This window comes from bacterium (assembly GCA_040755755.1).
Taxonomy (GTDB): Bacteria; SZUA-182; SZUA-182; order DTGQ01; family DTGQ01; genus DTGQ01.
The window spans coordinates 18,312-41,283 of the sequence record JBFLZW010000036.1 but is presented as its reverse complement, the minus strand read 5'-3'; the positions used below and the strand labels follow the sequence as shown (position 1 = coordinate 41,283).

Annotated in this window: 18 protein-coding genes; 11 read left to right on the top strand and 7 right to left on the bottom strand. The window is 57.0% G+C overall.

The window, feature by feature from the left end; all coding sequences use genetic code 11:
* Nucleotides 1-78: 78 nt before the first annotated feature.
* From mraY to mraZ, 7 genes are all read right to left on the bottom strand, one after another.
* Nucleotides 79-1,155 (bottom strand): phospho-N-acetylmuramoyl-pentapeptide-transferase, encoded by a 1,077-nt coding sequence (gene mraY, locus AB1611_12555; GenBank protein ID MEW6380421.1) that lies wholly within the window; start codon nt 1,153-1,155, stop codon nt 79-81.
* Between the two features lie 3 nt (nt 1,156-1,158).
* Nucleotides 1,159-2,568, bottom strand: coding sequence for a UDP-N-acetylmuramoyl-tripeptide--D-alanyl-D-alanine ligase (murF, locus tag AB1611_12550; GenBank protein ID MEW6380420.1), 1,410 nt, complete (start codon nt 2,566-2,568; stop codon nt 1,159-1,161).
* Nucleotides 2,565-4,166: a UDP-N-acetylmuramoyl-L-alanyl-D-glutamate--2,6-diaminopimelate ligase gene (locus tag AB1611_12545; GenBank protein MEW6380419.1), complete on the bottom strand. Its 1,602-nt coding sequence runs from the start codon at nt 4,164-4,166 to the stop codon at nt 2,565-2,567. The genes murF and AB1611_12545 overlap by 4 nt, the downstream gene beginning before the upstream one ends.
* A gap of 3 nt (nt 4,167-4,169) precedes the next feature.
* Nucleotides 4,170-6,011 (bottom strand): penicillin-binding protein 2, encoded by a 1,842-nt coding sequence (locus AB1611_12540; GenBank protein ID MEW6380418.1) that lies wholly within the window; start codon nt 6,009-6,011, stop codon nt 4,170-4,172.
* Between the two features lie 254 nt (nt 6,012-6,265).
* Complete coding sequence (locus AB1611_12535) at nt 6,266-6,607, bottom strand: septum formation initiator family protein (GenBank protein MEW6380417.1); 342 nt, start codon at nt 6,605-6,607, stop codon at nt 6,266-6,268.
* A complete protein-coding gene (gene rsmH, locus AB1611_12530) occupies nt 6,601-7,551 on the bottom strand; it encodes a 16S rRNA (cytosine(1402)-N(4))-methyltransferase RsmH (protein ID MEW6380416.1) in 951 nt (316 codons plus the stop codon). The genes AB1611_12535 and rsmH overlap by 7 nt, the downstream gene beginning before the upstream one ends.
* A 7-nt stretch (nt 7,552-7,558) precedes the next feature.
* Nucleotides 7,559-7,990: a division/cell wall cluster transcriptional repressor MraZ gene (mraZ, locus tag AB1611_12525; GenBank protein MEW6380415.1), complete on the bottom strand. Its 432-nt coding sequence runs from the start codon at nt 7,988-7,990 to the stop codon at nt 7,559-7,561.
* Nucleotides 7,991-8,576: 586 nt separating this feature from the next.
* Between mraZ and AB1611_12520 the strand changes: the two genes are divergently transcribed.
* The 11 genes from AB1611_12520 (at nt 8,577) to cmr1 (ending at nt 22,932) form a co-directional block, all read left to right on the top strand.
* On the top strand, nt 8,577-8,990 hold the full coding sequence (locus tag AB1611_12520; GenBank protein MEW6380414.1) for a hypothetical protein: 414 nt from the start codon (nt 8,577-8,579) through the stop codon (nt 8,988-8,990).
* 11 nt (nt 8,991-9,001) lie between these two features.
* Nucleotides 9,002-9,562, top strand: a complete 561-nt coding sequence (locus AB1611_12515) for a gamma-glutamylcyclotransferase family protein (protein ID MEW6380413.1) — start codon at nt 9,002-9,004, stop codon at nt 9,560-9,562.
* A 157-nt stretch (nt 9,563-9,719) separates the two neighbouring features.
* Nucleotides 9,720-9,998: a helix-turn-helix domain-containing protein gene (locus AB1611_12510; protein ID MEW6380412.1), complete on the top strand. Its 279-nt coding sequence runs from the start codon at nt 9,720-9,722 to the stop codon at nt 9,996-9,998.
* Nucleotides 9,991-13,509, top strand: a complete 3,519-nt coding sequence (locus tag AB1611_12505; protein ID MEW6380411.1) for a helicase-related protein — start codon at nt 9,991-9,993, stop codon at nt 13,507-13,509. Before AB1611_12510 ends, AB1611_12505 begins: the two co-directional genes overlap by 8 nt.
* Before the next feature lie 25 nt (nt 13,510-13,534).
* Nucleotides 13,535-14,269: a hypothetical protein gene (locus AB1611_12500; protein ID MEW6380410.1), complete on the top strand. Its 735-nt coding sequence runs from the start codon at nt 13,535-13,537 to the stop codon at nt 14,267-14,269.
* Entirely contained in the window at nt 14,266-15,147 is an 882-nt protein-coding gene (locus AB1611_12495; GenBank protein MEW6380409.1) for an MBL fold metallo-hydrolase, read from the top strand. Before AB1611_12500 ends, AB1611_12495 begins: the two co-directional genes overlap by 4 nt.
* A gap of 61 nt (nt 15,148-15,208) precedes the next feature.
* Complete coding sequence (locus AB1611_12490; GenBank protein ID MEW6380408.1) at nt 15,209-16,138, top strand: MBL fold metallo-hydrolase; 930 nt, start codon at nt 15,209-15,211, stop codon at nt 16,136-16,138.
* A 123-nt stretch (nt 16,139-16,261) separates the two neighbouring features.
* The gene (locus AB1611_12485; protein MEW6380407.1) at nt 16,262-16,570 is read left to right on the top strand and encodes a hypothetical protein; all 309 of its coding nucleotides are present in this window, start codon (nt 16,262-16,264) and stop codon (nt 16,568-16,570) included.
* Nucleotides 16,542-19,544, top strand: a complete 3,003-nt coding sequence (locus AB1611_12480) for a DUF1156 domain-containing protein (GenBank protein ID MEW6380406.1) — start codon at nt 16,542-16,544, stop codon at nt 19,542-19,544. The genes AB1611_12485 and AB1611_12480 overlap by 29 nt, the downstream gene beginning before the upstream one ends.
* Nucleotides 19,541-22,453: a DUF499 domain-containing protein gene (locus tag AB1611_12475; GenBank protein MEW6380405.1), complete on the top strand. Its 2,913-nt coding sequence runs from the start codon at nt 19,541-19,543 to the stop codon at nt 22,451-22,453. The genes AB1611_12480 and AB1611_12475 overlap by 4 nt, the downstream gene beginning before the upstream one ends.
* On the top strand, nt 22,450-22,932 hold the full coding sequence (gene cmr1, locus AB1611_12470; protein ID MEW6380404.1) for a type III-B CRISPR module RAMP protein Cmr1: 483 nt from the start codon (nt 22,450-22,452) through the stop codon (nt 22,930-22,932). Before AB1611_12475 ends, cmr1 begins: the two co-directional genes overlap by 4 nt.
* The last annotated feature ends 40 nt before the right edge of the window (nt 22,933-22,972 follow it).

Genomic DNA, 22,972 nt, shown 5'->3' with positions numbered 1-22,972 from the left:
AAATACACGAAAAAAATACTTTCGTGTGTTTCGTGTGTTTCGTGGTTAATTTTCTTTTGCCTTTGTCTTTGCCTTTCCTTACCTCAATTTCAGCGTGCTCAGGCTTATCAGGGCCAGGATAATGGAGATGATCCAGAACCGCACGATGACCTTGGGCTCAGCCCACCCTTTCAGCTCATAGTGGTGGTGAATGGGGGCCATATTAAAGACCCTCCGTCCCCGAAGCCGGAAGGAGCAGACCTGAATAATCACCGATACCGTTTCAATAACGAACAGGCCGCCGACAATGGTCAGCAGCAGCTCATGCTTGGTGATAAGAGCTACAGTTCCCAGGGCCGCACCCAGCGACAGAGAGCCGGTATCGCCCATGAATACCTGGGCGGGATAGGAATTGAACCACAGAAAGCCAAGGCCCGCACCGACCATTGTTCCGCAGAAGATGGTCAACTCGCCTGCTCCCTTGACATTGATGATCATCAGGTAATTGGCGAAGGTCGCATGCCCGGCCAGATAGCTGATGCCCATAAAGGCCATGGCCGAAATGATGAGGGGGCCGATGGCCAGCCCGTCCAGTCCGTCGGTCAGATTGACGCCGTTGCAGGTTCCGACAATCACCGCGACAGCAAAAGGAAGGTAGAACCAGTAGAGGTTTGGCCGGAAGTTCTTCAAAAAGGGCACCGTCAGCTCGGTGGTGTATGAATTGGCCGGAAAGTAATATAAATACAGGCTGATAACCGAAGCCAGCAGAATTTGCAGGCCAAACTTTGTCCGCATGGACAGGCCCTTCTTTTTGCGCAGCTTCAGATAGTCATCCGCAAAACCGATCAGGCCGAAGGAGATGGTAGCCAGGAGAACCACCCAGACATACCGGTTGGTCAGATCCGACCAGAGGAGGGTGGGAACGATCAGGGCAAGGAGGATCAGGATGCCGCCCATGGTCGGTGTGCCTGCCTTGACCTGATGCCGCTGCGGCCCCAGCTCACGGATTGTTTCCCCGACCCGAAGCTCCCGGAGCCACTCGATCAGCCGCGGTCCCAGGACAAAGGAGAGCACCAGGGCGGTCAGTATGGCATAGGCGGTCCTGAAGGTAATATAGCGAAAGACATTGAGCATGGAATACCGCTCATGGAGCGGATACAGCAAATGATAGAGCATAGTTTATTTATCCACCAGCAACGAAGCGACCCCCTCCATTCTGGCCCCCCGGGAACCCTTGATCAGGATTCGGTCCCCCGGAGCCAGCAGGGTCTTTAAGGTTTCAGCAATCTGGTTATGGTTTAAGTCCGGGAAAATGCAATTTTTGTCCATTCCGCTGGCCAGGGCCTCTTCGGCTATCCAGTGGGCCAGCGGACCGAAGGTGAACAGAAAGTCAATCGAATTATGGGCCACCAGCCTTCCCACCTGACGGTGGAACCGCTCGGCGTCCGGTCCAAGCTCCAGCATGTCCCCCAGCACCAGGATGGCCCTCCCCTCCCCTTTTTTGCTCTGGATGAGGGTATCGATAGCCGAACACATGGAAGCGGGATTGGCATTATAGGCATCGTTCAGAATAATCGAGCCATTGGGACCCGAAAGCCGCATCATCCGCATGGGTGGCAGCGTTACCTGCTCAAGCCCCCGCCGGATATGCGAAAGGGGAATCCGCAGGGCCCGCGCCGCCGCAGCCGCGGCCAGGGCGTTATATACATTGACCCGCCCGACCAGGGGGATGGTGATATCCACCTTCTCTGCGCCCGTGCGGAGCACAAACGAGGTTTTAGTCTCCTCCTGCCGGATATTCTCTCCGCGAAGGTCTGCGCCCTCTCTGAGACCGAAGGTGATTATCCGGCTGCGCCTGCTGGCCAGTTTCAGGCAGTACGGGTCATCCAGGTTGATGACGGCCACGGCTTCGGGCTTCATCTCGTCATATAATTCTCCCTTGGCCTGGCTGATCTTCTCCAGTGAGCCGAAAAATTCGATATGGGCCGGACCGATATTGGTGATCAGCCCGACATCGGGCTGGCAGATCCTGGTGAGGCTCCGGATCTCTCCAAAGGCATTCATCCCCAGCTCCAGGACCACTGCCTTGACTTCATCCGAAAGGCCGCACAGGGTCAGAGGCAGGCCAATGAGATTATTGCGGTTCCCCTCGGTTTTCAATACCTTTCCCTTGCAGGTCATGATCGAGGCGATCATTTCCTTGGTCGTGGTCTTGCCATTGCTTCCGGTTATGGCCACAAGCGGCACCGGATACTGCTGACGAAGGTGGCGGGCTGTCTCCTGCAGGGCCAAAAGCCGGTCCTTTACCCGGATCAGGAATTTCCCCTGCGGCCAGTCCTCCGCTGCCGGGGTAAACTCCGGGCCAACCACTGCCCCCGCAGCTCCCCTGCCGATAACTTCATTGACAAAAGCATGGCTGTCGAACCGATCCCCCTTCAGGGTCCAGAAGAGCTCCTGCGGCCCGATGGTCCGGGAATCGATTGATACGCCGGAAAATGTTGCGGATCTACTGCCCATCCACAAATCTGCACCAGTAGCTGTAAGGATATCATCAATTGTCAGACTAGTCTTTCTGGCCAACTCGATCATTTCCCCCCTCCGCGTTCTGCGGCTTGAACCAGGCCGGTGAGAATCTGCCTGGCTACCTGCCGGTCATCAAAAGGAATACAGCACGATCCGATAATTTGATACTGCTCATGTCCCTTGCCTGCGATGAGGACCATGTCACCCGCCTCAGCCCACAGGAGGGCCTTTTCGATAGCCTGGCGACGGTCGAGAATCACTTCGTATTTCTCCGCTGCCCCGGCCTGCCGACAGCCGATCACCGACTTCACCCCCTCCTCGACCGTGCGGGCAATGGCCGCAGGGTCCTCGCTGCGGGAATTGTCATTGGTGATAATGAAGCGGTCGCTGAGTCTGGCCACTACCTGGCCCATGGGAAAGCGTTTGCTCTGGTCCCGGTCGCCGCCGCAGCCAAAAACGGTCATGATTCTGCGGGGTTCAAGCAGCCTTGCTGTTTGCAGCAGGTTCTGCAGGGCATCGGCCGTATGGGCAAAATCCACCACCACCCAGAAGTCCTGCCCGCAGTCGATGGTCTCAAACCGCCCCGGCACCGGAAGAACCCGTCCGATTCCCTCCTGAATGTGATCGAGGCTTATCCCTTCCGCCACTCCCGCGCCGATGGCTGCCAGGATATTGGATACATTGTGCAGCCCGATCAGAGGACTCTGGATTTCCACAGTCCCGGCAGGGGTGTGGACCACAAAGCGCAGCCCTGACCGCGAGGCATCGATCCGCTCGGCCCAGATCGAGGCTTTTTCAGTCTGGCTGTATGAAAGTACCTCTACCCCTGTGCTCTCCCGAACAATCCCAAAGCTTGGATCATCCAGATTCAGCACCGCAGCCTTTGGCCGCTTTTCACCCTGGGCAAGGCCGGTGAACAGCTTCAGCTTGGCCTTGCGGTATTCGTCGAAAGTCAGGTGAAAATCCAGATGATCGCCGGTGATATTGGTCAACACCCCGACATCGAATTCACAGCCCAGAACCCGGTTTAAAACCAGCGAGTGCGACGATACCTCGACTACAGCATACTGGCAGCCCTGATCCACCATCTGCCGGAGGGTCCTTTGCAGGTCCACGGATTCGGGAGTGGTTCTGTCCGCCTCCCTCTCCTGGCCTTTGATCCGGCAGATGAGGGTGTTGGTCAGGCCGACCGCATGACCTGCCGCCTCAAGGATCGAAGTCGTCAGAAAGCTGGTGGTGGTCTTCCCATTCGTGCCGGTGATGCCGATGACTCTCATGCTGGCCGATGGGTGCCGGTAGAATGCCGCAGACAGGAGCGCCAGGGCTTCCCTCCCGTTCCTCACCCTGATCAGGACCGCAGAGCCTGCCGCATCCGGTGTCTGTGCTTTTCTCCGGGTATCTCTGTGTCTTTGTGTCTCTGTGGTCTCCTTTGCCTTTGCCTCTGCCCATGCAAGGTCTTTCTCTACAATCACTGCCACCGCTCCCCGCTGGACTGCATCCTCGATGTAGTTATGCCCATCCGTACAATAGCCGCTGATGCACACGAACACAAACCCGGGCTCAACGCACCGGGAATCCTGCGTAACTCCGGTCACGGCAGGATTCGCCGATTCTCCCCTGACCTCTTTCTCAGGTAAAGCTGTCAAAAGCTGCCACAGGTCCATACCTCATCTCCCCTTTTCCATAGTCCCGGTACCGCCATTGATACCGGCACCACCCCTCTGCGATGATCCTGCCGCCCCGTCAGCCAGACGCAACAGCGAATCCGCTGCAGGAGTCCCTCTTTCCTGAACCGGAGGAATATTCAAATAGCTGATGACGCTCTTTGCGATTCTGCGAAATACCGGCGCTGCCACGATCCCGGCCAGGTGTTCCCCCATCGGCTCGTCAATGGTCACCAGAATGGCTATCTGCGGTGCATTGGCCGGAAAGAAGCCGACAAAGGAAGAATTAAAAAGCTCCTGGGAATAACGCCGGGTCACTGGGTCAACCTTCTGGGCCGTCCCCGTTTTTCCCGCTACCCGGTAGCCCGGAATATCAGCAGCCGTGCCGGTTCCATCCCTGACTACCCCTTCGAGCATTCCGATCAGAGTCCGGCACGTGTTCCGGGAAACCACTCTGCGGACCGGACCGGGGTCAGGAACATCGAACACTTCTCCCTCTTCGTTCATCAGGCCCTGCACAATCGCCGGCTCTCTCCACCAGCCTTCATTGGCCAGGCAGGAGACAGCGGTGATGATCTGCAATGGTGTGACCAGGATGCCATGTCCAAAGGAAATATTGGCTGTTGTCAGGTCTGTCCATTTTCTGAGCGGAGGAACAATTCCCCTGGCCTCTCCCGGCAGCCGGATGCCGGTTTCAGAGCCGAATCCAAGCTCTTTCAAGGTGGTATAGAACTTCTCCCTGTCCAGTGACAGGCCGACCTTGGCCGAGCCGATGTTGCTGGACATCTTGATCACCTCACTAAAGGTCAGCATCCCGTGCTTATGGGTGTCGCGGATCATCCGGCGACCAATATGAAAGACCCCGTTTTCACAAAAGATGACAGTATTCGGGCCAACCCTTCCGGTCTCCAGAGCGGCAGCCGCCAGAAAAATCTTAAAAATCGATCCCGGCTCAAAGGCATCGGTAAGACAGCGGTTTCGCCGGAACCTGACGGGGTATTTTGAAAAGCTGTTGGGATTGAACTGCGGCCAGTTGGCCATGGCCAGTACATGGCCGCTTTTCACTTCCATGACAATGGCTGTACCGGCCTTTGCCTGTGCGGCTGTGCAGGCCGCAATCAGCTCTTTTTCCGTCTGATACTGAATAACCTTGTCGATGGTTAAAAGGATGTTGCATGCTCCAGCGGGTTTGGGCAGATTCCCGATATCCGCTCCCGGAGCGGATATCGCGGCAAGTGCACCACCCTCATTCAGCCCGGCTTCGGAAAGCGCCTGATCGTAGTAAAGCTCAGCTCCTTCAAGCCCATGATTATCCATCCCGGTAAATCCAAGTACCTGGGCGGCAAGCTCCCTGGCCGGATAATACCGCTGATTTTCCTCCCGGAAGCCGATCCCGGCAAGATTCAGCTCTTCCAGCCGATCAGCCACCTGAGGGGTAATCTTTCTCTTGAGCCAGATAAAATGCTGCCGGGACTCCAGTTTATGCTCCAAAGAGCCCGGCTCGACCTGCAGGATATTGCAGACCCTGCGGATGTTTTCCCGCTCTTCTGCCCGCAGTTGTCCAGGGATGCCGTAAACTGAGCTCAGCCTGATACTCACGGCCAATTCACGGCCCTGCCGGTCGTAGATCCCGCCCCGGCGAGAGCTTGCGGACCGAGCAGGTTCATGTTTTCCTCTCGGCAGGACTTTCCGGGCATAAAAATCGTGTTGAGTAATCTGAAGCTGGTAGAGCCGGACAGCCAAAAGGACCATGATCAGCATAAGGGCAGCCTGAAGAACCATAATCCGCCCTCTGGTGTTAGGGGGCTTGGACGGTTTTTTCACCCTTTTTCTCTGTGCGGCCATCTTCTTTATGTGCTCCAACTCAATAAACAGGAGTCAGAATTCAGGAGTCAGAATTCAGAATAAATACTCTCTTCTCCCGGCTTCCTGCCTGCTGACTTTTAACTTATGACTCCTGACTCCTGAATTGCACTCTGAGGAATTCCTGGAGGGGAATTTTACCTGCGGTGCCGTCAAATGTATGAGCAATAACAGCGAAAGCAAATCCCCCAACCCTAACCTTCTCCCCTGGGGGGAGAGAGGATGGCAAGGGGAGGTCAGGATGTGGAATCCTTTATGAAAACATCAAAAATCTGACTCTTATTCGGATCGATAAACCCATATTCCCTTCTGGCCAGCTCTTCCACCCGGTCGAGACGGGTCAGGGTCGCCCTCTCCAGTTTCAAGCGGGCATTTATTTCAATCAGTTCAGCCTTCAGTCCATTTAACCGCTCAATATCCCTGACTATCCGCGCCGCCTGAATCGGCCGCCAGACAAGAAACAAACCCACAAGAACCATGAGGATAATCACGACAACATTTCCCGCAAGCCTGCGCAGAGCATGGGGCGATAATTCCCGATGGGGAGTCTGGTTCTGCAATCCCTTACCGGCTACCATTTTTCAGCCACTCTGAGTTTTGCGCTTCGCGCTCGTATATTGGCCCGGATCTCTTCTTCCGTGGGTACAATGGGCTTTTGAGTCAATACCCTGAGCACCGGCCCCACCGGGGACACCGGACTCAGCGGCAATCCACCTATCCTGTCCAGGGATGGAGGCTCCTGGCTGCGGGCAAGACTTCGAAAGCTCCTCTTGACAATCCGGTCCTCCAGCGAATGGAAAGATATGACACATATCCGTGCTCCCGGCCTGAGAAAATCAACAGCATCCCTGATAGCCTGATCCAGTCTCTCAAGCTCCTGGTTGACCGCAATACGCAGCGCCTGAAAGGTTCTGGTAGCAGCATCTATTTTCCCGGAGCGAAACCGTGCTGGAATGGCTGATCTTACAATTTCCGCCAGTTGCCCGGTCGTGGAAATGGGAGCTTTTTGCCGATACAGTACGATCGCCCGGGCGATTCTCCGGCTCCACCTCTCTTCGCCGTACTGCCGGATGATATCGGCCAGCTCCGCTTCGCCAGACCGGTTGACAATCGCCGCTGCGGTCAGGGGATTGCTCTGGTCAAGGCGCATGTCCAGGGGTGCATCTTGTTGAAAACTGAAGCCCCGATCCCGGCTTTCCAGATGGAAACTGGAAAATCCAAGATCGAGGAGAATTCCGTCAACCCGAGAAACTCCAAGGCCGTTCAGGATGTCTCTGATATTTTTGAAATTATTCCGGATAAGCCGGACCCTTGAGCCAAATCTCTCAAGCCGCTCGGCTGCCTTGCGCAGGATATGCTCATCAAGATCGATCCCGATCAACCTGCCGGTGGGAGAACTTCTCTCCAGAATCTGCTCTGCGTGCCCTCCTTCACCTGTTGTGCCATCGACGTAAACCATCCCGTCAGCACACTGAAGAAAATCGAGAACTTCCTTTAACAACACGGGCTGGTGAATGTACATTTGTTTTTTAAATACCGAAGCTGGCCAACCGTGCCCGATCCAGTTGAACCGTGTTCTCATACTCAAGCCACTTGTCTTGAGCCCAGATTTCAATTTTGTTCATCACCCCGACCATGACCACATCTTTATCGATAGCCGCTTTTGCCCGCATCTGAGGTGGGATCAGGATCCTTCCCTGACGGTCAAAGCTCACTTCGGAAGCATTGGAGAAGAGAATCCGCATAAAGTCACTTACCCCCTGCTCCATGTTCGGGGCCTGACGGATTTTCTGACCGATCTGAAGCCACTCCTGGACAGGATATGCCACCAGGTAATGTTCGTAGCAGGTCAGAATGAGCCGCTCGTCCTTGTAATCCTCCCGGAGAGTGTCACGAATTTTGGCTGGAACGCTTATTCTTCCCTTGCTGTCAAGGCTGTGTTCGTACCTTCCGATGAACACCTTCTCTTCATCTCCAACATTTCCCACATTGTCCCACTTTGCTGCACTTGCTCACAAAATACCCCTTTCACAAGCTTTTGTCAAGGGAAAAATATGGTGCTTTTTTGGGTTATAGCTATGGTTCGAAGGGATGGAATGAAGCTTATTAAAAATAGATATATCAATGGATTATAACTACACCGTTAATTTAGAAAAAAGGCCGGGTGGGAGAAAATGGCAGGGTTTTCAAGGGGGGTGGGGTGATGGTTATTATCACCTCCCCCATTGATAATATTGAATATCCATGTATTAGAATTACTTCTCAAGTATAAGAGTCAGTTGCGGTATGAGTAACAAGGTACTCAGTGTCAGAATTTAATAAAAACCCACTTGCCCTGCAAAAAGGAGGTACACTCACGCCATTAATAACTAAAGTGGGAAACCAAACTTATAAATCAGCATCAAACCCTGTCATAAGCGGAGCTGATATCAACTATTGAGTTTTTCTCTTCGACAAACTGTTAGCTACCACTTTAGACTTAAGAGGCTTGAGTCTAAATTCCAAAGGATTAGGTGCGTCCTAATAAAAAAGGTGACCTTTGCTAAATTGGCACTCTCTGAATCGCTGCGGCGCTTCGCCGAGGTGGACAGCGAGATTCTGTTCCGCCTGGCCGCGAACGCAGCCCGGGACGGGGCCATGGATATCGAGCGGTTCAAAGCCTGCCTCCGGCGCTGCCGTGGGCAGATCACCGCCGTCATCGCCTGCCGGACCGATCCGGGCACCATTTTCGTACTCAAGGGGAACAGGCCGCTGGAACTGCGCTGGCATCCCCGCCGCAAGGCCGTCCTTTACGCCTCGGACCCGGCATACCTCGACGTCGTGCTGGCGGAGGAAAAAGGCTGGCGTGAGATTGCGGTCCCGCCCATGAGCCTGGTGGTGTTCCGGCGCGAGGACCTGGCCGCGTACTCGGTGGAGCCCTTCGAGTTCGTCGCCCAGGAGAGAAAGGGCGCGGAGCCATGACAGACACTCCAATGAACCCCATGAACCAGGCAATGAACCCAACAGAACCCTTGAAGCCGAACACAAACGGAATGCCGAGACTCTTCGTCTACGGCACCCTGAAGCGCGGTTTCTGGAACCACGACCGCTTCTGCCGGGGAGTCCTGGCGGTGGAGGACGCCGTGGTCCGCGGCCGCCTCTTCGAGACATCCTCCGGCATTCCGGTCCTGGAGGTCCCGGAGGAGGACATCCTTGCCGTCGGGACCACCAACCCGCTCGCCGACGTGGCCACACAAGCGCACGTGACGGCCCGCATGTCCAATCCCGAGCCAACCCCCGACCGGCTCCCGAAGAAGGGCACAGGCGCGGCCTGGGGCCCCATGTACGGGGAGCTTCTTGCCTTCGACGATCCCGTGATCCGCCTCCCGGCCATCGACCGGCTGGAGGGGTTTCACCCCGGCGGTCCCTGCCTCTACCGCCGCGTCCTGGTACCCGTCTGGATAAACGGAACCGTGCTCCCGGCCTGGCTCTATGTGGTGGGGGATCGCTGGACCGGGAGCGTCAAGGAGCTAACCGGCGGAATCTGGCGCTGAAGCCCCGGTAGCTGGTGCCATCTGGAGCCATGTACGCAGCAGATTCCCGGTATTCCAGCAGTTTGTCCTTGACTGGAATGGACATGTTTCGTATACTTGTGTCTGGTTTGGTTGGCATACATAGGCAGTGATTCTGACACCTGACGAGAGGATTGAAATGGCCGCTGAAGAACGCTGGGTTGGCGTCGACGATGTGGCCGCCCACCTTGGGGTGGCCAAGGACTCGGTTTATAGATGGATCGATGAACGGGGGCTCCCTGCTCACCGTGTGGGACGGCTCTTTCGTTTCAAGCTATCCGAAATAGACGAGTGGGTGCGCCAAGACAACGAGCGAGAGAAGACTCCAAGTTCCGTCCAAAGCCGACCCTCCTCGAAAACCCAGACGAATCGCTCAACAGCAAAGACACGTTCACGGAAGAGGGGCGGGAATGAGTAGCAGTCTGCTCACATCTCAGATAGGGCAGCGGATATCCCTTCCCGGACATTTCGATGTTCCCGTGGTCCTGGAAGATGCGCGACCGCTCGGTTCTGATGATTCGGCAGGCTATGAGTGTCGCGTTCGTCTTCCCGACGGCTCATTGGAAGAGGCCGTCATCTCCGCGGAAGAGGTCGTGGCTGTCCTTGGAAAGGAGCCTGACGAAGCCAAAGTAGAAACTCCTGTGGACGCCGAGAAGCTTCGACTCCTGATCGAGTCGGCCCGAGTCCGTCTGGCTTACGCGCATGACCAGCAGTTTGCCGTAAGTCTTTCAGGCATCCGCACCCTGCCACATCAGATCGAAGCAGTGTACCAAGCGATGCTTCCGCAGCCCAGGTTGCGGTTTCTGCTGGCGGATGATCCTGGAGCCGGCAAGACGATCATGGCCGGGCTTCTGGTAAAGGAGCTGAAACTTCGCGAGGCGATTGAGCGCATTCTTATCCTGTGCCCCGCCCCGCTCACCATACAGTGGCAGGACGAGATGCTCCGCTGGTTCGGCGAGCCTTTCGACATCATCTTTTCCGCTGTCGACCAACAGCAATTGACCAATCCATGGCAGAGGTCTTCACAGATCATCGCTTCCATTGACTACGCCAAGCAAGATGACGTGCGCGAGCGCGTCTGGCAACAGCGGTGGGACCTCGTCATCATCGACGAGGCCCACAAGTGTTCGGCCAGGACAGCCTCAGGCGGACAGAATCGAGAATCCAAGGTTGCGACAACGAAGCGCTATGATCTGGCGTCGCGTCTCACATCTCAGGCGGACCACGTCCTCCTCCTGACTGCCACGCCCCACCATGGGGATGAAGACAAGTTCGCTCATTTCCTTCGGCTCATTGATCCGGACCTGTTTCCGGAACCACACCGCCTCGGGAAACAGGCCACAGCAATCCGCAAAGACGTTTTCCGCCTCGGTAAGGATTCGCCGTGGTCTCTCCGGAGGCTGAAAGAAGATCTTAAGGACGCGAATGGAAAACGGCTCTTCCCGGACCGGCATACCAACACCGTCACTTTCTGCCTGAACAACGACGAGTACATCCTTTACAAGAGCGTTACCGCTTACATCAACGAGTTTATCCCGCAGCAGACCGGGCAAAGACGTTCCTCCGCAGCGCTGACCCGAACTGTCCTGCAACGCAGGTTGGTGAGCTCCACATGCGCCATTCACGAGTCGATCAAGCGGCGGTTGAAAAAGCAGGAGGATCTCCTGGAGGAGCTTGAGGGGCTTACTCCGGCCCAGCGCGCCAAGCGATTGGCCGCTTTGCAGGGTCGCCTGCCGGATGCCGAGCAGGATGAAGACGATCTCGACGATGCGGTACGTGATCAATTGGTCGATGAGTACACGGCCGCGCTGGAACTTGAACAGTTGCGCGCGGAAATCTCCGCCCTCAAGGAACTCGTCGAGCAGGCGCGAAGGGTTCGTGAAAACGCGAACGATTCCAAACTGGCCGCATTGAAGAAGTGCCTCGGCGAGGCGCAGTTCATGGACCTGAAGGATGGCCGGGGAAAGCTCCTGATCTTCACGGAACACCGGGATACCCTCGGCTACGTGCGCGATCATCTTGAACGATGGGGTTTCAGTACCTGCGAAATCCACGGCGGCATGAACCCCCATGAACGTAAGCGAGCTCAGGAGGTTTTCAGAACCGGGGCGCAGGTATGCATCGCAACGGAGGCCGCCGGCGAAGGGATCAATCTCCAATTCTGCCACCTAATGATCAATTACGACATGCCCTGGAACCCGACCCGGCTGGAACAGCGCCTGGGCCGTATTCATCGCATCGGTCAGGACCGGGACGTTTACGCTTTCAACTTCGTGGCCACGGACTCCGAAGACGGCCAGCCCATCGTTGAAGGCCGGATTCTCCACCGCCTTCTGGAAAAGCTGGACCAGATGAACGAGGCCCTCGAAGGCCGTGTTTTCGATGTAATCGGCGAAGTGCTGTCGCTGAACGACGTAAACCTCCCGGACATGCTCCGTGACGCGGCCTATGATCCCAGGCGGCTCGATGAGTACCTCGATCAGATTGACCGCATCAATCCGGCCAAGCTCAAAGAATACGAGGAAGCCACGGGCATTGCCCTCGCGCGCAGCCACGTGGATTTTTCAGCATTCCAGCGCCGGAACCTCGAGGTCGAAGAGCGTCGGCTCATGCCTCGATATGTGGAAGCGCAGTTCGTCGCTGCTGCTCGGGAAGTGGGCCTTCGGATCGAGCCGAGGGCCGACGGGTTGTGGCGCGTTGAGCATGTCCTTGCAGATCTTCGCTCTGAACGTCTTCGCTCCGTCCAGAAGGTCGGGAAAGCCGAATCGTCCTACCGAAAGATCACCTTCCACAAACACCACCTTGAACAGGATGCTCACGTTGACGCTGTACTGATGGGGCCGGGGCATCCGCTCTATGCGGCGGTGGATGAGAAACTCAACGAGCGGCTGGCGGGGATGATCGGCGGGACCGGTTTCTTCGTCGATCCTCTGTGCAGAGAACCCTATCGTATCCACCTTTTTGAGATATCGATTCGTGGCAAGGATTCGAAGGGAAACGACGTGCCGCTCTATGGCGAGCTTGTGGCCGTTCGGGAGGAGCGCGGGCATTACGAGGTCATCCCGAGCGACATCCTCCTCAACCTTGCGGCGCATCCGCATCCGCCGCAGAAGATCGAACCGGCTCCCACGCAAGGGGCCTCCGATTTTCTTAAAGCGACCTACCAGCTCGAGTGCCGCGCCCGTTGTCAGAGCGAACGGCAGCATTTCGCGCTGGTTTGCCGGGAATACCTGGAAAAGTCGTTCAAGGCCCGGATCGACCGCGCCCAGGAGCGGGCCATGCTGCTTGCCGCGGAGGTCTTCTCGAAACCGGAGTACAAGCTACCTGCAGACGAGGCCAGGAAATATATAGATGAGCTTCAGCGCGCACGCCAGGAACGCCTCGACGGTTTAAAACGGCTTGAGATTGCCAGAACCGGGCCGGTCAAGCATGTGGGGACGGCCTTTGTCCTCGCTCCCGATGCCGACACCCAAGCCCAACTCGCCGATCTGGCCGACGAACTCGATCCGAATATTCGCCGGCAGAGCGAGATCGCTGCGGAGGACAAGGTTATTGAAGCGCTGGTCGCGGAGGGCTTCCCCCAAGACCGAATCGAGCGAGTCGGCCATCTGAAGTTGGGGTTCGACATCCGCGCCCACAAGATCGCCGATGAAGCCACCGGCGAGGTCTTCGTCAAGAGAGTCGAGGTCAAAGGACGCCTGCGGGGGCAGCCGATCAGGCTTACCACCAACGAGTGGTACAAGGCCCAGCAACTGGCCGAGACCTACTGGCTCTATGTGGTCTGGGGACCCCTGGGCGATTCGCCTGAACTTGTGCGCATCCACAATCCCGTTGCCAAGCTCGACCACGCCAAGAGGGAGATCGTGGCTGCGAGGTTCTATGAAATACCGGCGGATGCGGTGAATCAGGCGGCAATGAGGAACGAATGAGGACGAAACGAAATAGAGAAAGCCAATGGTAGCTGTTGACGCCTATGAATTGAGAGCTCGATTCGCGCCTGCCCTGGTGATTGCGTCACCGTGGGTGTTGGTCGTTGTGGCGGTTGTACAGGCCTTCGCGTCGACATTACTGACAACTTCGGCGGCTGCTCTCATCTTCCTTGCTCTGCTCTATGCGTTTTCTTTTGTGGTTCGTGGTCTTGGGCGGCGAATTGAAAACGGATTATGGGCCTCATGGGGAGGTCCGCCGTCCGCAACGGTTCTTGGTGACGCCGACTCCACGTTCTCTGCAGAGACAAAGTCACGGTTACGAAGTAGCCTCGCAACCACATTGGGGATTAACGGGGCAACTGAAGCCAGTTGGACCAATGATCTTCATCAAGTCCAAGATGCGTTTCGACTCGTTCGGCAGCACATACGGCAACACGACCATAACGGCCTTTGGTCTGCGCACAACGCCGAATATGGTTTCCTACGAAACCTCTTGGGAAGCTGGTGGCTTTTGTTATTGAACTCCTTACTCTCCGGCGGGGTAACCGGCCTTTTCTGGCATACGCGCGGAGGCAAAACCCTTCTCATCCTCACCATATTGAGCCTTGGCCTGGGGTTGGCAGCAATTGTTGGTCGCATCTTCGTTCTGCCTGGGGCAACTCGAATCGCCGCTATCCGCTACGCCGAATCGGCTTGGACGTCTTTTCTCACAAATCCCCAGAGAGCGGATCAGACCACTCGAGGAAGGGGTGGCGCATGAGCATGGACCTTTGGGTATTTGATGTCGGTCGCGGTTTGTGTGTCGCTGTTAGGTCCCCGAACGGCTACCTTTGCGTCATAGACTGCGGGCGCTCCGATGATTTCTCACCGATTGAATGGCTTGCGACACAAGAATGGACTCGCCACAGGAACTTCCAACTGACGATGCTGATCATCACCCATCCGCATGTTGATCACATCGCCGACATCGAGAACGTAACCAACCGGTTGAAACCGTACATGATTCTTCGCCGAAAGGACTTGGATCGGAAGAAGGTCATTAGCGGTGGCAGTAATCAGAGTGCTGCGATGAAGCATTACATGGAAAACTACATGCCCCCGAAGTACAACTCCACGGTCAACGATACAGACAAGCCCGATTGGGGCGATGGTTTTGCGATAAGTTCCTATTGCCTCGGCGAGGCCAAGGCCTCCGAGATCAGCGCAACAGATAGTGCTTACGTCAACAACACTTCCTATGTGAACGTCATAACGTATAGGAACTACTGCTTTGCCTTGCCGGGGGATATTGAGTCGGAAGGAATGGCCGCTCTGCTCGGCCAAAGCCAGGGTCTATGCTCCGCAATAAAGTCGGGCGTGGACTTCTATCTTTCACCCCACCACGGCCATCCCTCTGGATTTGCCACCGAGTGGTTCAACGTGGCTGGTGCAACCAGGATTATGAATATTGCCTCGGAACGACGGAAAAGTGAGCGAGAAGAAGAGTCGCAAACGAAGGCCGATACAAGATACTCGGATAATAACTTCTGTTGTGGAAACAACCCGCAGCAAAAGCGTTTAGTTTCTACGAAAACACATGGCCACATCCACATTTGGATTACCGATGATGGCAAATGGGGATGGAAGGCTGCAAAGTGATTGAAAGCAGGCTACCCATGAACGATTACCATCCCAACCCACGACTGCGGGGGAGGGCAAGATGACGCTTCAGATGGCCGTCTTCAATGTTGGTAGAGGGTTGTGTGTCGCTTTTATCACTCCCAACCGCTATCTCATCTTGGTGGACTGCGGTAGCTCTGAGGACTTTTCCCCTGTTCGTTTACTACGCGACTGCCAGACAAACTCTGTGCTGGGGCAAGGAAGACTCGCGTTCACTCCTTGGGCAAACGCCGATTTGGCCTATTTCATGATTACGCATCCCCACTCCGACCACATTAGCGACATTGAGAACCTACGAACGCTTCTGAAACCGTCGATCATAATTCACCGCCCTGATTTGGACTGGCAACGCGTAGGGAGTTCGAACCGGGAGAACAGACCATTGGAATCTTACAGGCGGAATTTCTTCTGGCCCTGGGATTACTATCATCAAGTGGTTTCTCAGCCAGCCCTGGGCGGAGACATGTCTTTCCAATACTACTGGCTTCCCTTGGATCTGATTTCCGCCATTTCAAGTACGGACACCGACTATGTAAACAACTCCTCCTACGTCTCAGTCATAAAATACGCTGGCCGCACAATTGCCCTGACCGGCGACATGACTGCGGAGGGGATGAAGTGGCTTCTGGCAATCAATTCCAGGTTCCGCTCCAGCATCACAGGGAATGCCATAAGGCCTGGAGTGGATATCCTTGTGGCACCACACCACGGGCACCCGAACGGATTCTGTTCCGGGTGGTTTGATAACGCGGGTCCCACACGTTACTTCAACATCGTCTCCGAGAGAACCGCTCGCCCAGGAGAGCAATCGGGTCAGACACAGGTTGATTCCAGATACTCTCAGCGTGAGTTCAGCCTTGGCCAGAATCAGCATGACCGTCGGATGTTCTCGACCAGAACGGACGGAAGCGTTCTCGTGTGGATTGGGCAGGACGGCACTTGTACATACGAGACCATCGCGAACAGGTGATTCATGGAGCGGAATACAGAATGAACGCGAACAAAAAGGCAATGAGATTGAGAGCAAGCTTTCTGACCGTGGCTTCGGTCGGGACGGCGGTCTTGAACGAACACTCCGCCAAAGGAGGGACCTATGAGCTTTGAGCGACATGGCTACAACTTCGAAGGGGCCTTTACTTCAGCGAATCAACTGGAGACGAGGGCCGGTGTGTACGTGATCTGGTGTAAGAACGGCGAGACCTGGACGTGCCTAGATGTTGGTGAGTCGCACAATGTGCAGGAGCGTGTGCTCAATCACGACCGCGCCGGTCAGTGGCGACAGAACTGCCGAGGCACGATCTACTATGCGGCGCATTACACGCCGAACCTCCAGCAGACCGGACGAATCCAGATTGAAAGCAGGCTCCGTCAGCTTGAAGGACCTCTTTGTGGAGAACGCTGAATTGAACGACCGCAGACTCATAGAAGATTTCCTGCCGATACAGGCCATCAGCGCCGAGGCGTCGCGGGAGAAATCCGTCCGCAAGGGGCACATTTCGACCCTTCACCTCTGGTGGGCGCGGCGGCCCCTGGTGGCGTGTCGCGCAGCGGTATACGGCGCGCTTGTCCCGGCGTCGCGGTTCATCCCGGAGAACGGACCTGACAACAAGAAGCAGAGTCTGGGCAGGGCCAATGCGGCCAAGTTCATCGAGCGGCTCTGCAAGTATCCAGGCAACCCTACCGTCATCAAGGAAGCCCAGCGGCATATTCTCGAAGCCCATGCCGAGCGGTTGACCGAAGAGACCGGCAAGAAGGTCACCGTCGAGGACATCGAAGAAGGCCGCGCCCCTCGTCCCAAGGTGCTCGACATGTTCGCCGGTGGTGGGGCCATCCCTTTGGAAGCCCTGCGCTTCGGTTGTGAAGCCTACGCCCTCGACCTCAACCCAGTGGCGCACATCATCCAACTCTGCACCTTGGTCTATCCGCAGAAATACGGAAAGCCCGACCCGAATGTCCGCGGTATGACCGGCCCCAAGAACGCGAAGGGCGAAACCACCTGGGGCGGCTTGGCCGATGAGGTCCGCTACTGGGGCGAATGGGTACTCAAGAAGGTCAAGGCCGAGATCGGCGACCTTTACCCGCTCATCCCCGATCCCGACAGCAAGGGTGAAAAACCTCGGGTTCAAGCCGATTTGTGGCAGTCTTCTGAAAGGGAAAGTGTACCGCCGGGGTACCTCGTGCCAGTTGCCTATCTCTGGACCCGGACCGTCCGCTGCAAAAACCCTTCGTGCGGGGCAACTGTTCCGCTGGTCAGGCAGACATGGTTATGCAAGAAAAGTGGCGGTAAGAGGAGTGATCCTAAGTATGTAGCCGTGAAGATTTGCGGAGATCGCGAAAACAAGGACATTCGTTTCGAGGTTGTTGAAGCAAGGTCTGAGGCAGGGTTGGGATTTAACCCTTCGGCAGGTTCAAAAGGAGGTGACGCAACGTGTTCGCTTTGTGGGACTGTTGCTGATAGCGACTATGTGAAGGCCGAAGGTTGTGCGAAGCGGTTTGGGCATCGTCTCATGGCCGTCGTCGCTACCCGCACGAGAAGTGACGGAAAGACATATCTCTCACCGTCTGACGTTCCCCATCAAGCCTTGGATGATAGCAGCCTCCATAAGCGTGCAGAAGAAGCTGCTGCTGCATACGGGGTGACCGTACCCACCGAACCTCTTGAGCCGAATCCCCGATCTTTCGATGTTCAGCATTACGGCTTCACTCACTGGCGCGACATCCTTTCACCGCGCCAGCTTCTTGCGATGACGTGTTTCGCCGGGCAAATCCGGAAAGCCCATGTCGAGTTGGTCAACGCGATGGGAGATGCTGATATTGCTACGGCCATGGCAACCTGCCTCAGCATGGCGCTCGGCCGGCTGGCAGACTATTGCACCTCGTTCTGTACCTGGCAGCCCGAATTCATTAAGAACACATTTAATTCGGCTGGAATGCCAATGATTATGGATTTCGCTGAAGCCAACCCCGTTGTCGATACCTCTGGAAGTTGGCCAAGCGCCATTGGCTATGTTGCCGCGGCACTCGATGAATTCGCCGTGGCGGGTTACCCCGGTATCGTGGCCCGTGGTTCAGCTCTCAAATCGCCTTGGCCGGAGGATGCTTTTGATGCAATTATCACAGACCCTCCCTATTACGACAGCCGGTCCTACTCCAACTTGGCGGATCATTTCTTTGTATGGCACAAACGATCTCTTGGAAACATCCACTCGGAGCATTTCGCTTCTGAACTGACGCCGAAGAAGAACGAAGCCATTGCGGCGAAGTACCGGCACAAAGGATCGAAGGAACTCGCCGACCGGGCATACGAAAAGATGATGGAGGAAGCCTTTGTCGAATGCAACCGTGTCCTTCGTCCTGGTATGCCGCTGGTTTGCGTATACGCTCATAAAACAACTGCCGGTTGGTCCACACTCATCAATGCCTTGATGAAGGCGGGGTTCGTGGTTGTGGAGGCCTGGCCGGTCGATATGGAACGAAAAGTACGTCAGAACGCGCAAAACACGGCGGCGCTCGCGTCCAGCATCTTTCTGGTTGCCCGCAAACGTGAAGGTGCATTGACCGGCTCTTATGAGGACGAAGTACGGTCCGAGCTCGATAAGATCGTCCGCGAGCGCGTTGATTCGCTCTGGAAAATGGGCATCACGGGCGCGGACCTGGTCATCGCCGCGGTGGGCGCGGGCTTACGCGCCTTCACCAAATTTGCCCGCGTGGAGTACGCAAACGGCGAGGAGGTCCCGGCCGAGAAGTTCCTGGCCGAGGTGGAAGGGGTCGTCCTGGAGACGCTTCTTGAGAAAATCTTCGGGGTTACCGGCAGCGGGGTCGCAGCGGTGGACGGCCCGAGTCGGTTTTACGTCCTCTGGCGCTACGCTTACAAGGCGGCCGAGATGGACGCGGGCGAGGCCATCGTTTTCACCTACGGCCAGAATGTAGAGCTGGACGGCCAGAACGGACTCTCGTCCGGAAGCCGCGCGCTGGTCGAAAAAAAGAAGGGCAAATACCGGCTGCGCGATTTCGCCGAACGGGGTGATGACGAAAAGCTGGGGATGCCAAAGGATGACGGCAAGTCCGCCCCGCTGATCGACATTCTGCACCGCATCCTCTGGCTGGTGGAAAACGAACCCCGCAAGCTGAATGACTTCCTCGACGAGGCGAGGCCGGACCGCGAACGGTTGCGACTGGTAGCCCAGACCCTGGCCGGAACGGCGCTGGCCGGCAGGAAGGACGACGGACCGGAACACACACTGGCGACCACGCCGGCGGAAGGGGCTGCGCTCAAGAAACTCGTCGCCAACTGGCGGGCGCTCATCGACCAACGGCTGGCCGCCAGGGAAGGAACCCTATTTGAACTCATTCGAAATTCGGAGGCCAAAAAGTGAGCACACATGCACTTCGTCCCTGGACCGACCTGGTCAAGCTCCATCCCGACGTGGAAGCGGGTGCGCTGACCGAGGCGGTGTTCGCCATCGATCTCGGAGCCATCGCCGCCAATGATCCCAACGTTCCCGTGGTCAACCGGGACCCGGAGGCTTTCTTCCGGGCGACATATCTCACGGCCGATCTGCGAAAGCTCCTGGACGAAGTGCTGGCATCCCTTTCCGGCAAGCCTGGTTACAACCGGGTATTGAAACTCCGGGTGCCTTTCGGCGGTGGAAAGTCGCACACCCTGGCTTCGCTGTTCCATGCCGCGCGAAATCGAGAGGCGCTGGACGGCATCCCGGAGGCTAAGGAATTCGCCCGGCCCGGCAATGTGGCCGTGGCGGTTTTCGACGGCGAGAAGTTCGACGCGCGTAACGGCAAGACGCTGGATGACGGCCGCACGATTCAGACCATGTGGGGGTGGATCGCCTGGCAGATCGACCCCGAAAAGGCCTTCCCCCTGGTGGCCGATCACGACAAGGATCGCGTGGCCCCGGGCGGGGATGTGATCCGCGATCTGCTTACCAAGGGGGCAAGCGGTCGGTCGATTCTGATCCTCCTCGACGAAGTGCTCAAATACATGGAGCGCTCCGCTGCGGTCAGCGTCCTTGATTCCACCCTCCAGCGACAGGCCAAGGATTTCTTCCAGAACCTGACCGTCGAGGTGGCCGGGAGCGAGAAGGCCGCGCTCGTCTATTCCCTCACCTGGAGCGCCAGGGAGGCCCTGGGCAATGTCGGGCTGCTTGCCGAGATCGACAAGCTCGCATCTCGGGTGGACCAACTCAGGGAACCTGTCTCGGGGGATGAGGTCCTTCCGATCCTTCAGCGGCGTCTGTTGGGCGGCGCTCCCGACGCTTCCTCAGCAACTGAAGTTTCCACGGCATATCAGGACGTCGTGACCGGCATGCGGCGGGCCCATGCCGAAACCCCCTCCGAGCGCCAGCAGGCCGAGGAGGAAGGCCGTCTGCTGCGTGATCGGATGCGGGCGGCATATCCATTCCATCCCGCGCTCATCGACATCATGAGGGAACGCTGGACCGCGGTGGATGCCTTCCAGAGGACACGCGGCGCGCTGCGGTTCCTTGCCTCCTGCATGCATTCCCTCAAGAAGAACGGCGGGGCCAAGGCGCTTCTCGGGCCCGGAGACGTGCCGGTGAAGGACGTGGATGTCCGAGTGAAGATGCTCAAAGAGCTTGGGGTACAGAACGACTACGACCCGGTCATCACGGCGGACATCGACGGTCCGAACGCCCGGGCAAAACGCATCGACGACCGGATGTCGCGCGAGACCCCCGCGCTTGCCAGTGTGAAACCCGCCACGCGCATCGCCACGGCCATCCTTCTGTATTCGTTTGGCGGATTGAGGCGTGAGGGCTCGGGCAGCGACGAGACACTGCCGCCCGGCGTTACGGAAAACGAACTGCTTGCGGCCTGCGTCGGTCCGGATCTCGACAACATCACGGCCACCGCAGTCTTGTCCGAGCTTCGCAACACATGCCTGTACCTGCATTACGACGGCGTCCGCTACTGCTTCAAGAAGGACCCGAATGTTACCAAGTTGATCGAGGACGCGGAGCAGACCGTTGCCCGCGAGGATTCCCAGGCTCACGGTCTCGGCCCGGTCCGAAGCCAGATCAAGGAAATGCTGGATACCCGCCTGGCCGGACACCACACAGCCATCGTCTGGCCGGCGAAGAGCCAAGACATCCCCGATGAGGACCCACGCTTTCTCGTCGCCTACCTGCCGCTTGAATTCGCTGCCGAGGGCAAGGCGGAACAGGAACGCCAGGCCAAGGAGTACCTGACCAAATACGGGGATCGTCCCCGGCGATTCCGCAACGGGCTGGGACTCGCGATACCCGAGAAGAAACAGATTGAGGCACTGCGGCGCGCTGTCCGGTATCTCTTGGCCATCGACCTTGTGGAAGCCAAGAAGCAGCAACTTCGGCTCACCAAGGACCAGCTTGATCAACTCCAGGAGAGGAAACGCACCGAGCAGGCCGCCGCCGAGTCATGCTTCCGGGAGCTTTACACGGCCGCGTGGTTGCCTCGGGTTCAGGATGGCGAACTGGAAATAGAGAAAGTGGAAAGGGGCGGTCGACCGCTTCAGGCAACTGGCGTGCACGAGCGGATCATGGAGCTTCTCACCAGCGTGGGAACGCCGCGCATTCACGGATCGGTGACCCCGCGGAAAATCGCCGAGCGAGTGCGGCTCGGCGAACGCTTGAGCGAGGGTGAGCCGCCGCTCATGGGCATCAAGGCGTCCGATGTGCTTGAATCGTTTTTCCGGGATATTGCGCCGCCTCGATTGGAATCCGCATCTGTCCTGCGTAAAGGTATCGCTCGCGGTGTATCGGAAAGCGTTTTCGCCTATGCGAGTGGAAGCAGTCCCGGTCTTGGTCCTGATGGAAGGTACCAGGTAAATCGCGACAAGGTGATTCTCGGCCGCTCCATTGCCGATGACGAAGTCGATTTCGATTCCGGCTTCCTCATGATGCCGGCAGCGGTCCCGGAAGCCCCGGCGGCCCAACCCGCAGGCGTTTTCCCCGTCGATACAGGCGCAGTTCCTCCACCGAGCGTCCAAGAGGGCCCGGCCGGAATTGATGTGGCAACCAGTACTGGACCTGTCACGACGGGCACGGATGCCGCCGGTCGGAAGAAGCGGGTCGCACTGACATTCGAAGCCACCAGAGAACAGGTCTTCAAGGCATTCCCGGCCATCGCGAACCTGGCCGACAAATCTGACGGAGCCAGAGTGCGAATCCGCATCGAGGGCTCCTCGGCTGTAGGCTTCGATCCTTCCTGGCTGCGCAATGCCGTGGACGAACCGCTCGATGAAGCAGACATCGAGCGGACTGCGGAGGAATGAACGAAGAGAGGGAAACCATGGCTCTCACGAAAGGCGGAACAACCTATCGACTCAGGGCATTGACGGATTTATGGACCGGCGACCTCAATGGAAAATCGGACCGTCTGATTACCACCGGCCTGCTTGGTTCCATCCGCTGGTGGCTCGAGGTGTTGGTGCGCGGTCTGAACGGCAATGCCTGCGACCCTACCGATACGAAATGTGAAGATCGAAACCATTGTGTTGTCTGCGAACTATTCGGCTGTGGCGCAGAACGAATACACAAAGGGCTTGTGATAAGACGGGGACACAAGCGAACCATAGTAGCAGTGGGGCATAAGATTTTGGAAGTGGTATGGGCCATATTGAAACACAAAGAGCCATACATAGACCAATGTGTGGCCTCTGAGGCAATGGCTGTTCAGCGCAATGCCCCTCGGTGGATAAAGGCACTGAAGAAGTATGGTTATTGGCCTGTACAAGCACAGGTAAATCAATGAGTTAACCCCACTCTCCGTGGGCTGCAATCCAGCCTGTAAA

What these genes read in the sequence shown, in the direction of transcription:
- mraY (MEW6380421.1), bottom strand. Translation starts at nt 1,155, where the DNA reads ATGCTCTATCATTTGCTGTATCCGCTCCATGAGCGGTATTCCATGCTC.
- murF (MEW6380420.1), bottom strand. Translation starts at nt 2,568, where the DNA reads ATGATCGAGTTGGCCAGAAAGACTAGTCTGACAATTGATGATATCCTT.
- AB1611_12545 (MEW6380419.1), bottom strand. Translation starts at nt 4,166, where the DNA reads ATGGACCTGTGGCAGCTTTTGACAGCTTTACCTGAGAAAGAGGTCAGG.
- AB1611_12540 (MEW6380418.1), bottom strand. Translation starts at nt 6,011, where the DNA reads ATGGCCGCACAGAGAAAAAGGGTGAAAAAACCGTCCAAGCCCCCTAAC.
- AB1611_12535 (MEW6380417.1), bottom strand. Translation starts at nt 6,607, where the DNA reads ATGGTAGCCGGTAAGGGATTGCAGAACCAGACTCCCCATCGGGAATTA.
- rsmH (MEW6380416.1), bottom strand. Translation starts at nt 7,551, where the DNA reads ATGTACATTCACCAGCCCGTGTTGTTAAAGGAAGTTCTCGATTTTCTT.
- AB1611_12515 (MEW6380413.1), top strand. Translation starts at nt 9,002, where the DNA reads ATGAACCCCATGAACCAGGCAATGAACCCAACAGAACCCTTGAAGCCG.
- AB1611_12510 (MEW6380412.1), top strand. Translation starts at nt 9,720, where the DNA reads ATGGCCGCTGAAGAACGCTGGGTTGGCGTCGACGATGTGGCCGCCCAC.
- AB1611_12505 (MEW6380411.1), top strand. Translation starts at nt 9,991, where the DNA reads ATGAGTAGCAGTCTGCTCACATCTCAGATAGGGCAGCGGATATCCCTT.
- AB1611_12500 (MEW6380410.1), top strand. Translation starts at nt 13,535, where the DNA reads ATGGTAGCTGTTGACGCCTATGAATTGAGAGCTCGATTCGCGCCTGCC.
- AB1611_12495 (MEW6380409.1), top strand. Translation starts at nt 14,266, where the DNA reads ATGAGCATGGACCTTTGGGTATTTGATGTCGGTCGCGGTTTGTGTGTC.
- AB1611_12490 (MEW6380408.1), top strand. Translation starts at nt 15,209, where the DNA reads ATGACGCTTCAGATGGCCGTCTTCAATGTTGGTAGAGGGTTGTGTGTC.
- AB1611_12485 (MEW6380407.1), top strand. Translation starts at nt 16,262, where the DNA reads ATGAGCTTTGAGCGACATGGCTACAACTTCGAAGGGGCCTTTACTTCA.
- cmr1 (MEW6380404.1), top strand. Translation starts at nt 22,450, where the DNA reads ATGAACGAAGAGAGGGAAACCATGGCTCTCACGAAAGGCGGAACAACC.